15 protein-coding genes and 3 riboswitches are annotated in these 14,586 nt (G+C 45.9%); of the genes, 9 read left to right on the top strand and 6 right to left on the bottom strand.

The features are described from left to right. Nucleotides 1-8 precede the first annotated feature (8 nt). The 3 genes from ACQXR1_RS14375 to ACQXR1_RS14365 all read left to right on the top strand — a co-directional run bounded on the left by ACQXR1_RS14375 (nt 9) and on the right by ACQXR1_RS14365 (nt 3,217). Nucleotides 9-2,069: a catalase gene (locus ACQXR1_RS14375; RefSeq protein WP_430772369.1), complete on the top strand. Its 2,061-nt coding sequence runs from the start codon at nt 9-11 to the stop codon at nt 2,067-2,069. A gap of 49 nt (nt 2,070-2,118) precedes the next feature. Further along, nucleotides 2,119-2,403, top strand: coding sequence for a hypothetical protein (locus tag ACQXR1_RS14370; protein ID WP_306289337.1), 285 nt, complete (start codon nt 2,119-2,121; stop codon nt 2,401-2,403). A 148-nt stretch (nt 2,404-2,551) separates the two neighbouring features. Continuing rightward, a complete protein-coding gene (locus ACQXR1_RS14365; protein ID WP_430772368.1) occupies nt 2,552-3,217 on the top strand; it encodes a DUF3298 and DUF4163 domain-containing protein in 666 nt (221 codons plus the stop codon). 41 nt (nt 3,218-3,258) lie between these two features. On the opposite strand, the gene ACQXR1_RS14360 is transcribed toward ACQXR1_RS14365, so the two are convergent. Continuing rightward, nucleotides 3,259-4,452 carry a NupC/NupG family nucleoside CNT transporter gene (locus ACQXR1_RS14360; RefSeq protein ID WP_014665943.1) on the bottom strand — a complete coding sequence of 398 codons (1,194 nt, stop codon included), beginning with the start codon at nt 4,450-4,452 and terminating at the stop codon, nt 3,259-3,261. Nucleotides 4,453-4,579: 127 nt separating this feature from the next. Further along, a riboswitch (purine riboswitch) is annotated at nt 4,580-4,681 on the bottom strand. A 153-nt stretch (nt 4,682-4,834) separates the two neighbouring features. On the opposite strand from ACQXR1_RS14360, the gene ACQXR1_RS14355 reads away from it, so the two are divergent. The 6 genes from ACQXR1_RS14355 (at nt 4,835) to ACQXR1_RS14330 (ending at nt 10,375) form a co-directional block, all read left to right on the top strand. Further along, complete coding sequence (locus tag ACQXR1_RS14355; protein ID WP_430772367.1) at nt 4,835-5,587, top strand: (S)-benzoin forming benzil reductase; 753 nt, start codon at nt 4,835-4,837, stop codon at nt 5,585-5,587. Nucleotides 5,588-5,782: 195 nt separating this feature from the next. Further along, entirely contained in the window at nt 5,783-6,631 is an 849-nt protein-coding gene (locus ACQXR1_RS14350) for a methyltransferase domain-containing protein (RefSeq protein ID WP_306645709.1), read from the top strand. A 151-nt stretch (nt 6,632-6,782) separates the two neighbouring features. Next, nucleotides 6,783-8,198, top strand: coding sequence for a GntP family permease (locus ACQXR1_RS14345; RefSeq protein WP_040082487.1), 1,416 nt, complete (start codon nt 6,783-6,785; stop codon nt 8,196-8,198). 23 nt (nt 8,199-8,221) lie between these two features. Continuing rightward, nucleotides 8,222-8,938, top strand: coding sequence for a CoA transferase subunit A (locus ACQXR1_RS14340; protein ID WP_071582456.1), 717 nt, complete (start codon nt 8,222-8,224; stop codon nt 8,936-8,938). Beyond that, nucleotides 8,935-9,585, top strand: a complete 651-nt coding sequence (locus tag ACQXR1_RS14335; RefSeq protein WP_014665937.1) for a succinyl-CoA--3-ketoacid CoA transferase subunit B — start codon at nt 8,935-8,937, stop codon at nt 9,583-9,585. Before ACQXR1_RS14340 ends, ACQXR1_RS14335 begins: the two co-directional genes overlap by 4 nt. Before the next feature lie 16 nt (nt 9,586-9,601). Continuing rightward, on the top strand, nt 9,602-10,375 hold the full coding sequence (locus ACQXR1_RS14330) for a 3-hydroxybutyrate dehydrogenase (RefSeq protein WP_151257504.1): 774 nt from the start codon (nt 9,602-9,604) through the stop codon (nt 10,373-10,375). A gap of 48 nt (nt 10,376-10,423) precedes the next feature. Here the strand turns inward: ACQXR1_RS14330 and ACQXR1_RS14325 are convergent, their stop codons facing one another. From ACQXR1_RS14325 to ACQXR1_RS14305, 5 genes are all read right to left on the bottom strand, one after another. After that, nucleotides 10,424-11,560, bottom strand: coding sequence for a 5-methyltetrahydropteroyltriglutamate--homocysteine S-methyltransferase (locus ACQXR1_RS14325; protein WP_430772366.1), 1,137 nt, complete (start codon nt 11,558-11,560; stop codon nt 10,424-10,426). Nucleotides 11,561-11,637: 77 nt separating this feature from the next. Then, nucleotides 11,638-11,744: riboswitch (SAM riboswitch) on the bottom strand. A gap of 68 nt (nt 11,745-11,812) precedes the next feature. Further along, a complete protein-coding gene (locus ACQXR1_RS14320) occupies nt 11,813-12,946 on the bottom strand; it encodes a 5-methyltetrahydropteroyltriglutamate--homocysteine S-methyltransferase (RefSeq protein WP_430772365.1) in 1,134 nt (377 codons plus the stop codon). A gap of 81 nt (nt 12,947-13,027) precedes the next feature. Beyond that, nucleotides 13,028-13,134: riboswitch (SAM riboswitch) on the bottom strand. Between the two features lie 65 nt (nt 13,135-13,199). Further along, entirely contained in the window at nt 13,200-13,688 is a 489-nt protein-coding gene (locus ACQXR1_RS14315; protein ID WP_430772364.1) for an LURP-one-related/scramblase family protein, read from the bottom strand. Nucleotides 13,689-13,817: 129 nt separating this feature from the next. Continuing rightward, entirely contained in the window at nt 13,818-14,096 is a 279-nt protein-coding gene (locus ACQXR1_RS14310) for a hypothetical protein (RefSeq protein ID WP_430772363.1), read from the bottom strand. 277 nt (nt 14,097-14,373) lie between these two features. Further along, nucleotides 14,374-14,499: a hypothetical protein gene (locus ACQXR1_RS14305; RefSeq protein WP_014665931.1), complete on the bottom strand. Its 126-nt coding sequence runs from the start codon at nt 14,497-14,499 to the stop codon at nt 14,374-14,376. Nucleotides 14,500-14,586 lie beyond the last annotated feature (87 nt).

The raw sequence follows: 14,586 nt of genomic DNA, 5'->3' as shown, positions 1-14,586 counted from the left end.
GAACAGACATGAGTAATGATCAAAATAAACGTGTAAATGAACACTCAAAGGACGAGCAGCTTGAACAGTACAGGACCGATAACAGCGGGAAGAAAATGACGACAAACCAAGGCTTGCGGGTGTCAGAGGATGAGCATTCGTTAAAGGCCGGGGTTCGCGGTCCAACGCTGATGGAGGATTTTCACTTCCGGGAGAAAATGACGCACTTTGACCATGAGAGGATTCCGGAGCGCGTTGTGCATGCGCGCGGGTATGGCGTGCATGGCTTTTTTCAGGTTTACGAGCCGATGACCGAGTACACACGGGCCAAATTTCTTCAGGACCCTTCAGTGAAGACACCGGTATTTGTCCGTTTCTCTACGGTTGCGGGTTCTAAAGGCTCCGCAGACACGGTGCGGGATGCCAGAGGCTTTGCGACAAAGTTTTATACTGAAGAAGGAAATTATGACCTTGTGGGTAATAACATTCCGGTGTTTTTCATTCAGGACGCGATCAAATTTCCGGATTTGGTTCACGCATTTAAGCCTGAGCCACACAATGAAATGCCTCAGGCTGCGACTGCTCACGATACGTTTTGGGATTTTGTCGCCAATAACCCTGAGTCGGCTCACATGGTGATGTGGACGATGTCAGACAGAGGCATTCCGCGCAGCTACAGAATGATGGAAGGCTTCGGCGTCCACACGTTCCGTTTTGTCAATGAGCAAGGGAAGGCGCGTTTCGTGAAATTCCATTGGAAACCGGTGCTCGGCGTGCATTCTCTCGTATGGGATGAAGCGCAAAAAATTGCCGGGAAAGATCCCGATTTCCACCGCCGCGATCTGTGGGAAACGATTGAAAACGGCGGCACGGTTGAATACGAGCTTGGCGTGCAGATGATTGACGAAGAGGATGAATTCAAGTTTGATTTTGATATTCTTGACCCGACCAAACTGTGGCCGGAAGAGCTCGTGCCGGTGAAAATCATTGGGAAAATGACGCTGAACCGCAACCAGGATAATGTGTTTGCGGAAACAGAACAGGTCGCATTCCACCCTGGAAATGTCGTGCCGGGCATCGATTTTACAAATGACCCGCTTCTGCAGGGGCGGCTTTTCTCTTATACAGATACACAGCTCATCCGTCTTGGCGGCCCGAACTTCCATGAGCTTCCGATTAACCGGCCGGTATGTCCGTTTCATAACAACCAGTACGACGGCTATCACCGGATGACGATCAATAAGGGACCTGTCGCTTATCATAAAAACTCTCTGCAAAACAATGATCCGTCGCCTGCGACAGCTGAAGAAGGCGGATACGTCCACTATCAGGAAAAAGTCGAGGGCAAAAAAATCCGCCAGCGAAGCGACAGCTTCAACGATTATTACTCACAGGCGAAGCTGTTCTGGAACAGCATGTCTCCAGTGGAGAAGCAGCACATCATTTCTGCTTTCTGCTTCGAGGTCGGGAAGGTCAAAAGCAAGGACGTCCAGCGGCAAGTCGTTGATGTCTTCAGCAATGTCGATGAAGATTTGGCGCAAGAAATCGCCAAAGGAGTAGGCGTGGCGGCGCCCGCGAAGCGTAAAGCATCTAAAGAAATTCTTACTTCGCCTGCGTTAAGCCAGGCCCGTACAGTGAAAACCGCGTCAACAAGAAAAGTCGCTGTACTTGCTGGAAACGGATTTCATGAAAAAGAGCTGCAAACAGTGCTGGATGCTTTAAAGAATGAAGGAGTCATAGTGGATATCATCAGTCAAAATCTAGGGTATATGACAAGCGGCAGCGGCCAGCAGCTTGAGGCCGGCGGCACGTTTCTGACTGTTGACTCTGTTCTGTATGATGCCGTCTATGCCGCAGGAGGGCCGGAGTTAAAAGACAACAAACAAGCGATGGCATTTATCAGGGAAGCTTACAATCACTACAAGGCGATCGGTGCGGCAAATGAAGGAATTGACCTTCTTCAATCCTCTGTCGGAACAACAGAGGGACCAGGCATCGTGACGGCTGAAGATGAATCTGACTACACCGCTTTCAGCAAGGCATTTATCGATGCGATTGCTGCTCATCGCCATTGGGATAGACGAATTTGACCGGCTCCTGTATCTTTAAGGAAGATACTTTTCATAAGGAGCATGGCAAATGAACGAAAAACAGCTAGCTGAAGCTTACGAACGCGATGAAAATATGATGATTTTGGTGTTTGCCCAATGGTGCGTGAACAATGATCTTGATCCGATGGAGCTGTACGTCAAAGCGTATCCGCAGCAAAAGCTGAATGAAAGCTTGAAAAAAACCATGGACGATCTGGTCGTGCCAAAACACGAAGCAGAGCACATTCCGGACCAGACTGTCATTGCGGTATTAGAGATGTTTGGAAATACAGATTTGGCACAGGCCGTTCATGAAGCGATTTCCGGGCGATAAAAAAGAGACATTCTGTGTCTCTTTTTTAGTGGGAAAAATCATGCTGTTAGACCTAGAAACTTCTTTCGACTTAATCAGTCTATAAAAGTGTGAATTGCTTAAATAAGGGAATGATAAACAGCGACATCAAAGGAGGAGATCGAATGAAGTGGAAAACATACTGAAAGCTGCGGGGATTGCAGTCTTGCTTTTTTCCGTATTTGCATATGCGGCCCCATCTTTAAACGCAGTTCAAACGAAAAAACCAACTGTCAGCACCCATACGTACAAAAAAATCAAGGAATTAAAGTATCCACAAGTGCATCACATCGGGAATGCCGCTTTTGAAAAGAAAATCAATCAAGAGCTGAAAGCCTACATTGAACAATCGTATCAGGAATACCTGAAAAACAAAAAAGCAGGTGAACAACAAGGCTTCAAAACGGAATATCAAACATCCTTCAGCGTCAAGTACAATGCGGCGGGCAAGCTCAGCATTCAAACGCTCAATTATATCTATTCAGGCGGTGCCCATGGTTTAACGTCTGTTCAGTCTTTCAACTATGACTTGAACACACAAAAGCGCGTGACGCTGAATCAGATTCTGAACACCAAAACAAAAGTCAGCAAAACGAGAGATTATCTGTATAGTTATATCAAAAAACACGATGAGCTGTTTTTCCCTGATGTAAAGAAAGAGGATATCACCCTAAACCAAAACACAATGTTTTACTTTACGGCAAACGGGATCGCCATCGTCTTCGGCCAGTATGACTTGGGGCCTTATGTAGCAGGAATTCGGGATGTGCAGGTTCCATCCTCTATTTATCAATAATCAAAAGAGCCATATCCGAAAAGGGATATGGCTCAATGTTTCTACCACACAAACAGGCCGACAATAGCAGCACTTAATAAAGATACCGCAATTCCGCTGACGAGGAGCTTCCACACGTTTCTCCCGATGACCGTTGACTTTTCTCCGTCAAGGATCGAGTTATACGTGCCGTAAATCATGCCGACCGTACTGAAGTTTGCGAAGGACGTCAGGAATGTCGTCGCCACCGCAACGGTGTGAGGCGGAAGGGATTTGAGATTGTTTTTCAAGTCAAGCATCGCAACAAACTCGTTCGTTGCCAATTTCATGCCCATCAACTGAGCAACATACATCGCATCATGCACTGGCAATCCAAGCAGGAATGCGAACGGACTGAACAGATAAGCAAAAATCGTCTGGATGGTCAGGCCGTGTACGAAAACGCCAAGAATGCCATTCACTGCTGACGTTAGTGCGACATATCCGATCACCATGGCCAAGATTACGATAACCATGTTCATGCCGACAAGCATACTGTTAGAAATCGTAGAGAAAAAGTCTTTCTTTTCTTCTTTAGGCGGTGTATAGATGATATCTTCATCCTCCGGCACGTGAACAGGATTCAGCAGGTTTGCGATAATCAGCGCATTTAAGCAGTTCAAAGGAATCGCTGTAAACACGTATGTCGCCGGCACCATTGACAGGTAAGATCCAATAATAGAGCCGCTGATGCTGCTCATGCTCATTAAACCGAATGTAAGCAGGCGGTTGTTATTTAATACCGTAAGCTGCTGGCGGATGACCGCAAGTGCCTCGGTATTTCCCAGGAACATCATTTGAATAGAGAAAAAGCTTTCTAATTTCGGCAAGCGGGAAGCCTTTGAAATCACCCATCCGATTTTATCAATCAGCCAAGGCAAAATTCCGAAATATGTTAGAATATCAAAGAATGTGACGATAAAGATAATTGGAAGAAGCGCACTAAAGAAAAAGTCTACTGTTTCATTCGCCATCACTGACGGAAAGGCAAACGCGATACCGTCACTGGCGCAAGCAATCAGCCAAGTGAAGAAATCACCAATTTTACCGATGGCCCAGCTTCCGACTTTTGTTCCCAGCATAAACCAAGTAATCAGCAATTCCAGAACAATTAATGTCATGATCGGGCGCCACTTGATTTTCTTTTTCTGCGGAGAACATAGGAATACAACTGCCATAATCACAATGAGACCGACAAGGTTTAGTAAAAAGTACATGATAGCAACTCCTATGAGGGTTATTATGGAAACAAAAAAAGCTCTTATCCTTCACAAATTCTGGAAGTGCAGAAAGTGTGAAAAATAAGAGCAAACAGAAAAGAACTTGTCCTTTTCAACTCGTTCAAATTTATTCAAACTTTCTTGTAGTCTAGTTTTTTACGGTTACTAGGTAGAAACAATCAGACCATATTACTGATCATATACAAGAATGTCTTTTTCTAAGATGATAGCAGTATTTTATCCTTTCACTTTTTGAAAATCAACCTTTTTAACTATTTTCACAATAATAAAATTTATATTCTGAAATGAGAAAATAAAGGAAAAACATGCTGGATTGCTATGTTGATATGATGATTGAAGAATCAGGAGGGGAAAAATAATGAAGCATATTATCATTACGGGCACGTCAAGAGGAATTGGAGAAGCCTTAGTCCAAAAGCTCATCGATTCTAACCATCGGCTGTATTGTATATCAAGACGTCCTAATCAAAACCTGATAGATCAGGACAACCACATGCAATATTACTCGTTCGACCTCAAAGAGACCCACAAAATTGAAGCATTCTTTCAAAATTTGTTTGCACATATCAAACGAGATCCGCATCCGGAAGGCATTTATTTGATCAATAATGCCGGCGTGCTGTCACCTGTGGCGCCGATAGAACATAATAAAGCGGAGGATATTGCCCGGCATATGCAGATCAATTTAATTGCTCCGATGGTTATGACCTCCCATTTTGTGCAGCACACGAAGCACATCGAAACGGATAAGCGAATCATGAATATCTCGTCAGCCTCTGCCAAATATTTAATGCCCTCACAAAGCTGTTACAGCACGTCAAAAGCGGGGCTGGATTCCTTTACGAAAAGCATCAATTTAGAACAGGAGAATCAGCGGAATCCAGTGAAAATCGCAGCGGTTTATCCCGGGGTGGTGGACACTCGGCTGCAAACTGAAATCCGCTCCGTCCGCAAAGAAGATTTTCCTTATGTTGATGAATTCATTCAGTTAGAGAAAGCGGGGAAATTACAGTCTCCTGAAGAAACCGCAGACGCATTACTTCATTTTCTGAATCAGGATGACTTTGGAAAACAAGCAGTCGTTGAACATCTCATTCCGGTTTCTGGATAATTGTTGTATGATAGGAGGGGGGAAACCCATACAGCAAAAAGGGAGTTTTTTTCATGATTATCCAATTCATTCGTTATAGATAATGACAGGTGTAGACAAACTGCCAGACCTGGCCAATTTTTGAGATAGGCCTAGGTTTATTTGTCTATGCCTTTTTCATTTATCTAAAAATGAATGAATGAGGTGTTTTTTATCATGAAGCAAACCGTTGATTTCAGCTTGTTTCGATGTCCGCTCTGCGGTTCTTCCATGGATGCGGCATCAGGAAAAAGCTTGATTTGTACAGAACGGCGGCATACATTTGATTTATCTCGGCACGGCTACGTGAACTTCCTGACGAAGCCGGTCAAATCCGGTTACGGTGCCGAGCTTTTTGAAGCGAGAAGCAGGCTGATTGGAGAATGTGGTTTTTTTGAGCCGCTCCATGATACGATAGCAGAACTCATCAGCCATCCCAAATCCGGTCAAGAGGCATTCACCATCCTGGACAGCGGTTGCGGTGAGGGTTCTCATTTGAATGCGCTTTGCGGGTTTGATTATGCAGGGAAAGCAGCGATGGGAATCGGCATCGATCTTTCGAAGGATGGGATTGTAAAAGCTTCTAAGGCATTCAAAGATCAAATGTGGGCGGTTGCCGATGTGGCACGTGCTCCATTTCATGATCGCCAATTTGATGTTGTTCTGTCTATTTTTTCGCCATCTAATTATGCAGAGTTTCATAGACTGCTGAAGGATGATGGCATGCTCATAAAAGTAGTGCCGCGAAGCGATTATTTACTAGAATTACGGCAATTTTTATATACTGATTCACCGAGGCGTACGTACTCTAATGCGGCAGCTGTTGAGCGTTTTACAGCACATGCGGCGCACAGCCGTCCTGTCAGGCTCCGCTATATCAAAACGCTTGACCGGCAGGCGATCCACTGGCTTCTCAAGATGACGCCGCTTGCCTGGTCGGCGCCGAAAGACCGAGTCAGCCTGCTGAAAGAGATGAAATCAGCCGATATTACGGTTGATGTTGATATCCTAATAGGAATGAAATGAATGGCAGAGGAAAGCTCCGAGAAAAGGGGCTTTCCTTTTTTAATCGGAATAGTTGGCCCACACTTCTCGTACATATGGAAAGGGGACGGAAACAGCCGATGCGGACAGGTTTATGTAAACGCTTTCTAGTTCGCGGAAACGGGGGATGTGTGTGGAACTGATCATCATTCTATTGGCATTAGGTTTGCTGATGTTTACGGCGTATCGGGGATTTTCTGTCATATTGTTTGCGCCGATTTGCGCGTTATTCGCGGTGCTGCTGACAGACCCAAGCCATGTGCTGCCTTTTTTCTCATCAATTTTTATGGAGAAGATGGCGGGTTTTATTAAGCTGTATTTCCCAGTGTTTTTGCTCGGTGCGATTTTTGGAAAGGTCGTTGAAATGGCCGGACTTGCGGCATCGATCGCGAAAACGATTGTCAGGCTTGTCGGGGCAAAAAGAGCGATACTTGCCATTGTGCTGATGGGCGCTGTCTTGACGTACAGCGGTGTCAGCCTGTTTGTTGTCGTATTTGCCGTATATCCTTTTGCGAAAAACATGTTCCAAGAAGCAAACATACCGAAACGCCTCATCCCGGGAACGATTGCTTTAGGGGCTTTTACGTTTACGATGGACGCGCTTCCGGGAACGCCGCAAATCCAAAATGTCATTCCGACGGCGTTTTTCAAAACAGACATTTATGCCGCCCCTTGGCTGGGTTTGATGGGAGCAGTCATTGTGCTGGCAGCTGGGATGCTCTATTTGGAATCAAGGCGGAAAAAAGCGCAGGCATCTGGCGAGGGTTATGGCGGTTTTGATTCGCTGAATGTTGCGCCTGAATCGACTGAGTCCCGTGCTAAACCGGACAAAAGCCCGATTCGGGATGCACTTGCCTTTGTCCCGCTTATTCTTGTCGGTGCAGTGAATAAATGCTTCACCATTTACCTGCCAAAGTGGTATCCGAATGGATTTGATTTTTCCTCCATAGGATTAAAGGAGTTCGGCAGGCTTGATATTTCTTCAGCCGCTGCCATTTGGTCGGTGGAGATTGCTTTAGTGATCGGCATCATCACAACGATTTTATTTGATTGGAGAAGCGTGTTTGCTCAAATGAAGGAAGGGCTGAATGAAGGGATCGGCGGAGCCTTGCTGGCATCTATGAATACGGGTGCCGAGTATGGGTTCGGCGGCATTATCGCCGCGCTGCCGGGATTTCATAAGCTGAGCAGCGGAATTTCTCATACTTTTACCGATCCGCTTGTCAATGGCGCTGTTACGACAACTGCGCTGGCGGGAATCACCGGCTCGGCTTCAGGTGGCATGGGCATTGCGCTAAGCGCGATGTCAGAGCAATACTTACAGGCGATTCAGGCTTACAATATTCCGCCGGAGGTGATGCATCGAGTCATTTCAATGGCGTCAGGCGGGATGGACACACTGCCGCATAATGGCGCCGTCATTACGCTTCTGGCTGTGACGGGACTGACTCACAGGCAATCGTATCGCGATATTTTTGCGATCACGCTCATCAAAACGGCTGCCGTATTTGCTGTGATCGCGATTTACAGCCTGACCGGCCTAGTGTAAGAGAAAACGAAAGGGGCATCAATATGGGAAAAGTGTTGTCATCTAGTAAAGAAGCTGCGAATTTGATTCATGATGGAGATACGCTGATTGCGGGAGGGTTTGGGCTGTGCGGCATTCCTGAACAGCTCATTTTGTCGATAAGAGATCGAGGAGTAAAGGATTTAACCGTTGTCAGCAACAATTGCGGAGTCGATGACTGGGGGCTCGGTTTGCTTTTGGCTAATAGGCAAATCAAGAAAATGATCGCATCCTATGTCGGTGAAAATAAAATTTTTGAGCGACAGTTTTTAAGCGGAGAGCTTGAGGTCGAGCTTGTTCCCCAAGGAACGCTCGCCGAGAGAATTCGTGCAGGCGGTGCGGGCATACCGGGATTTTATACGGCGACAGGCGTCGGCACAACCATAGCTGAGGGAAAAGAACATAAAACATTCGGCGGCCGGACATATGTGCTGGAGCGAGGCATTACCGGCGATGTGGCGATCGTCAAAGCGTGGAAAGCGGACACCATGGGCAATTTGGTTTTTCGGAAAACGGCGAGAAATTTCAATCCTGTTGCCGCCATGGCAGGCAAGATCACGATTGCCGAGGCGGAAGAAATCGTGGAAGCGGGAGAGCTCGATCCAGATCATATCCATACGCCGGGAATTTACGTTCAGCATGTCGTGCTTGGCACGAGTCAAGAAAAACGGATTGAAAAGCGAACAGTTCAGCAAGCATCGGGAAAGGGTGAGGCGAAGTGAAGGAAGCGAGAAAACGAATGGTCAAACGGGCTGTACAAGAAATCAAGGACGGCATGAATGTGAATCTCGGGATTGGAATGCCGACGCTTGTCGCAAATGAGATACCCGATGGCGTTCACGTCATGCTTCAGTCGGAAAACGGCTTGCTCGGAATCGGCCCCTATCCTTTGGAAGGGACGGAAGACGCGGATTTGATCAATGCGGGGAAGGAAACAATTACCGAAGTGACGGGCGCTTCTTATTTTGACAGCGCTGAGTCATTCGCGATGATAAGAGGCGGGCATATCGATTTGGCTATCCTTGGCGGAATGGAGGTCTCGGAGCAGGGTGATTTGGCCAATTGGATGATCCCGGGCAAAATGGTAAAAGGGATGGGCGGCGCCATGGATCTCGTCAACGGGGCGAAACGAATCGTTGTCATCATGGAGCATGTCAATAAGCATGGTGAATCAAAGGTGAAAAAAACATGCTCTCTTCCGTTGACAGGCCAGAAAGTCGTGCACAGGCTGATTACGGATTTGGCTGTTTTTGATTTTGTGAACGGCCGCATGACACTGACGGAGCTTCAGGATGGCGTCACAATTGAAGAGGTTTATGAAAAAACAGAAGCGAATTTCGCTGTAAGCCAGTCTGTACTCAATTCTTAATGGGAAGGTGTTTGACATGAGAAAACAAGTCGCCTTGGTGACTGGGGCTGCCGGCGGAATCGGATTCGAAATGGCAAGAGAATTCGCCCGTGAAGGCGCCAGCGTCATCGTTTCAGACCTCCGTCAGGAAGCATGCGAAAAAGCAGCCACCAAGCTTGCAGAAGAAGGCTTTGACGCGGCGGCCATTTCGTGTGATGTGACAAAGGAAGCGCAAGTTGCTGATATGGTGGACACCATCCAAAAACGATACGGCCGCTTGGATATTTTGGTGAACAATGCCGGTATACAGCACGTCGCCCCGATTGAAGAGTTTCCGACAGAAACCTTTGAACTGCTGATCAAGGTTATGCTGACGGCGCCCTTTATTGCAATGAAGCATGTTTTTCCGATCATGAAAAAACAGCAGTATGGCAGAATCATTAATATCGCGTCTGTTAATGGCTTAGTCGGCTTTGCGGGAAAATCCGCTTATAATAGCGCCAAGCATGGCGTCATTGGACTTACAAAAGTAGGGGCGCTGGAAGGCGCGCCCCACGGCATTACAGTCAATGCGCTCTGTCCGGGTTATGTCGATACCCAGCTTGTCCGCAATCAGCTTAGCGATCTATCAAAAGCAAGAAATGTCCCTTACGACTCGGTACTTGAAGAGGTCATTTTTCCGCTTGTGCCGCAAAAACGGCTTCTTTCCGTCAAGGAAATTGCGGATTATGCCGTGTTTTTAGCAAGCGAGAAGGCGAAGGGCGTCACTGGGCAGGCTGTCGTTCTTGATGGGGGCTACACCGCACAATGACAGAAAAACACACTTGCTCCGAATGGAATCAAGTGTGTTTTTCTTTGCTTATTTCCAAACATCATTCGCGATCTCAACCACATGGCGGAGCTTCGCCCATTGCTGTTCTTCAGTCAGCTTGTTCCCTTCCTCAGTTGAAGCGAATCCGCATTGAGGGCTGAGGCAAAGCTGGTCTAAGCTGACATAACGGGACGCTTCTTCGATACGGCGTTTCACGTCATCCGGATGTTCAAGCTCACCGAATTTAGATGTCACTAAACCAAGAACAAGCTGAAGATCAGACCGTTTTACATAACGGAGCGGCTCAAATCCGCCTGAGCGCGAATCATCATACTCTAAGAAAAGGCCGTCAAGATTCAAGCCGTCAAAAATGGTTTCGGCTGCTGCGTCATAGCCGCCTTCTGCTGTCCAAGTGGACTGGAAGTTGCCGCGGCAAATATGCATGGTTACCGTCAAGTCATCCGGACGGTCTGCAATCGCGTCATTAATGGATTTCGCAAACAGCTGGCGAAGCTCGTCAGGCGTTGTTCCGAACGCTTCGATTTGTTTTAAGCCTTTTTCTGATAAGAAAACGGCCCATGCCGTATCATCCAGCTGGAGGTAGCGGCAGCCTCTGTCATAAAACGCTTGAATCGCTTTTTTATATGCTTTGGATACATCATGCTGGAAAAGGTGATAGTCGTTTTTATACGCATCCTTTTCCAGTTTTCCGCGGAAAAACAGCATATTCGGGCTTGGAATCGCCATTTTTGGCGTCGCGTCACCGGCAATGCTATGGAGAAATGAATAATCTTCAAGCATTGGATGAGTTGAAAAATCGATATCACCTGTGACTTTAATGCCGCGTGCTTTTGTCTGTACGTTATGGAATTGGATTCCGTGCTCAGGAGTAAACGGCTCAACGCCATCTAAGTTTTCAAGGAAATCAAAGTGCCACCACGCTCTGCGGAATTCACCGTCTGTCACGACGTTCAGGCCGATTTCCTTCTGTTTTTCCACAATGCGGATGATTTCATCGTTTTCGATCTGGCGAAGCTGCTCAGCCGTAATATCGCCGGCCGCTTTTTGCAGCCGCGCTTTTTTGACGAGCTCAGATCTCAGCAGGCTTCCGACTTGATCCGCGCGAAACGGCGGTTTTTTTCTTTGAAGTGATTTTTGTTCTGCGGGTGTTGTTTGTTGTGACATGTTGTCCATTCCTTCTTTCCATTCAAATATAAAAAAGCTCTTCCTTTGGATAAGGAAGAGCTTGCGTGACAATCTCAACCTTATCTTCAAGAGCAATCATTGCTCTAAAGGATTTAGCACCATTCTGTTAAACAGCGGTTGCCGGGTATCGCAGGGCCAGTCCCTCCACCTCTCTTGATAAGGAAAACCTTTTTATGAAATTTTCTGATAGTATCTATTATTCACATATTTTCTATTTCTGTCAATGATAGATTATCTCCACACATCGTTGGCGATGTCGATGACATGGCGAAGCTTGGCCCATTGCTGTTCCTCTGTCAAAAGGTTGCCTTCTTCTGTAGAGGCGAAACCGCACTGCGGGCTGAGGCACAGCTGATCCAAGCTGACAAAACGCGCCGCTTCATTGATACGGCGTTTCACATCCTCTGGATTTTCAAGCTCGCCGTATTTCGATGTGATCAAGCCAAGCACGATTTGCAGATCCTTGCGTTTCACAAAACGGAGCGGATCGAAGTTTCCGGAGCGGTCATCATCGTATTCCAAGAACAGGCCGTCAAGGTTTAAGCCGTCCAAAATCGTTTCCGCTACAGCGTCGTACCCTCCCGATGCCGCCCAGGTTGAGCGGAAGTTGCCGCGGCAAATGTGCATTGTGATCGTTAAATCATCAGGCCGGTCTGCCACTGCATCGTTAATCGTTTTGGCAAACAAGGCGGGCAATGTTTCTGGATCGCCTCCGAGCGCCCGGACAACCTCTCTGCCTTTTTCCTCAAAGAAGAGAGACCATGACGTATCATCAAGCTGGATATAACGGCAGCCAACATCATAGAAGGCTTTGATTGCCTTTTTGTACGCTTGGGCCAAATCATGAAAATATTCCTCTTGATCGTCATAAATGCCTTTATCCGCCTTTTCGCCAAAAAACAGCATATTCGGGCTTGGAATCGTCAGCTTTGGTGTCGCGCCACTGGCAACTTCATGTAAAAATTGATAATCAGCTAGTGCTGGGTGGCTCGTAAAATCGAGTTTTCCCGTCACTTTGATGCTGCGCGCTTTCGTTTTTGCGTTATGGAACTGAATCCCCTCAGCCGGGATGAACGGCTCCACACCGTCAAGTCCTTCCAGGAAGTCATAATGCCACCAGGAACGGCGGAATTCCCCGTCTGTTACAACTTCAAGACCGATTTCTTTTTGTTTTTCCACGATGCGGGTGATTTCTTGATTTTCGATATCACGAAGCTGTTCCGCTGTTATCTCACCTGCCGCTTTTTTTTGCCGGGCTTCCTTCACCGTAGCGGAACGAAGCAAACTGCCGACGTGATCGGCGCGGAAAGGTGCTTTGCGTTGTTTTTCTGTTTTTTGTCCTGTAACATTCGTTTGTTGGGCCATGTTATTCGCCTCTTTCTGAATTATTGAGCATGTAAAAAGCTCTTCCTTTGTGTAAGGAAGAGCTTGAACGATCAAATCTCCGCCTCATCTGCAAGAACGCAATGTTCTTAAGGATTTAGCACCATTCTGTTTGAAACAGCGGTTGCCGGGTATCATAGGGCCAGTCCCTCCACCTCTCTTGATAAGGTACAACTTCATATTTAAATTTCAATTATCTTAATATTATTACTTTTGGATCAATTGTCAATGCTTTTTAGAAAATACTTTCATCTTCATCGTTATATAAAACCATATCAAGCACGATAGCAATGGCAGTGCAAATCAGAACATCTTCCTCGTTTGCAATCTGTAAATGATAGGAATCACCCCAGCTGAGCCACTTTTTGCTCACTGACATCCGGACATTTTCCCCGTCCGTCAGCTGGAATTCATCCCTCCATAAGTCACCATCGATTTCCCAGTTAAGGCCGGAAATCACAAATTTCGGTTTGAAAAACGTTACTTTCTTCGTTACCTCACAAACTGTTTTCCCACCAATTGAAATCTCATAGCGCGGCAATAAAGACATGAGTTTTTGTTCTATGGAAACGAGCGTTTTCCCGGATGAATCTATCATTTGTAATGAGTCCCCTAACGAGAAAAAACGCCCCTCTACCTTGAAGATTTCTTGTTCATCCCGGTCATAAATGTGGAATGCATCTTTAAATGAGAACATTTTTTGTTTCATAAATAACTCGATCATTTCAGAAGTCTCCTTTTGGATTTGCCTTGTATGAAATTACGGATAGAGGATAAAAAGGTTTCAGGCTCTATCTCAACACAATTTTAAAAGGCTGCGTCATTCCGCAGCCTTTTCGTTTGAAATATAGAATTAGGAAAGATGCATCCGGCGTTTTTGGCGGATAGCGTCAAGGTCGATTAGGTTGTTGTGATGAGATGCGGCTGCTGGAAGAGGGCTTGTCTTTTGCGGTTTGCGGCGATTGTCCCTGCTGAAAGAAAAAAGAAGATAGCCGCATAAAGCGATGATAATAAATAGGATCATATTACATACCTCCCAAAAAAAGTTTTGGTACTCTCTATTGTACGGATAAAACGTCAAAAAGTATTCAAAAAATTCTAAATCAAATAAAAATAAATAACTGCCCCTCAAAAACAGTCTAACCTGATGACCTGAAAATAGTCTTGCATTATGGTGATTGTTCTTATTGGTTATTGGTTCTATAGTTACTATCGACGTTAAAATGAATTCCTTTATATAACTTTTAACCTAAATTAAAGTAATTCAAATTACCTGTTTTTGGATGCCGTTATCTTTCTTGATTAGTTTATACCCTATTTTGCGGAATTGAACACAAAAAACCCAAATTACGGAGCATTTGGGCGGTACGAGAGAATGCGGATTTTGTTTTGGGGATTTGGATGACTGGTCAGAAGAAGCGTTTGAACATTTTTCTGATTTTTTGAAATGGGCTGGATTTCTTTTGCGTGTTAAGCGGCCTGGAAATGATCCATTTTTTCAATAGGCTCTTTGCAGCAATTGCATGCTTTGTCATTGTTTTTCCTCCTCATTTGTTGATACTTGTTTTACGGAGGACGTGTTTAAAATGTTTCATTTTCACATAAAAAAAACCAGCCCTTTT

Source organism: Bacillus sp. ATD (assembly GCF_050585765.1).
In the GTDB taxonomy this organism is placed as follows: Bacteria; Bacillota; Bacilli; order Bacillales; family Bacillaceae; genus Bacillus; species Bacillus stercoris.
Note: the sequence above shows the minus strand (reverse complement) of the source record. Positions and strands in the feature narration are given on the sequence as shown.

What these genes read in the sequence shown, in the direction of transcription:
- ACQXR1_RS14370 (WP_306289337.1), top strand. Translation starts at nt 2,119, where the DNA reads ATGAACGAAAAACAGCTAGCTGAAGCTTACGAACGCGATGAAAATATG.
- ACQXR1_RS14325 (WP_430772366.1), bottom strand. Translation starts at nt 11,560, where the DNA reads ATGTCACAACAAACAACACCCGCAGAACAAAAATCACTTCAAAGAAAA.
- ACQXR1_RS14375 (WP_430772369.1), top strand. Translation starts at nt 9, where the DNA reads ATGAGTAATGATCAAAATAAACGTGTAAATGAACACTCAAAGGACGAG.
- ACQXR1_RS14350 (WP_306645709.1), top strand. Translation starts at nt 5,783, where the DNA reads ATGAAGCAAACCGTTGATTTCAGCTTGTTTCGATGTCCGCTCTGCGGT.
- ACQXR1_RS14340 (WP_071582456.1), top strand. Translation starts at nt 8,222, where the DNA reads ATGGGAAAAGTGTTGTCATCTAGTAAAGAAGCTGCGAATTTGATTCAT.
- ACQXR1_RS14305 (WP_014665931.1), bottom strand. Translation starts at nt 14,499, where the DNA reads ATGACAAAGCATGCAATTGCTGCAAAGAGCCTATTGAAAAAATGGATC.
- ACQXR1_RS14330 (WP_151257504.1), top strand. Translation starts at nt 9,602, where the DNA reads ATGAGAAAACAAGTCGCCTTGGTGACTGGGGCTGCCGGCGGAATCGGA.
- ACQXR1_RS14320 (WP_430772365.1), bottom strand. Translation starts at nt 12,946, where the DNA reads ATGGCCCAACAAACGAATGTTACAGGACAAAAAACAGAAAAACAACGC.
- ACQXR1_RS14315 (WP_430772364.1), bottom strand. Translation starts at nt 13,688, where the DNA reads ATGATCGAGTTATTTATGAAACAAAAAATGTTCTCATTTAAAGATGCA.
- ACQXR1_RS14360 (WP_014665943.1), bottom strand. Translation starts at nt 4,452, where the DNA reads ATGTACTTTTTACTAAACCTTGTCGGTCTCATTGTGATTATGGCAGTT.
- ACQXR1_RS14355 (WP_430772367.1), top strand. Translation starts at nt 4,835, where the DNA reads ATGAAGCATATTATCATTACGGGCACGTCAAGAGGAATTGGAGAAGCC.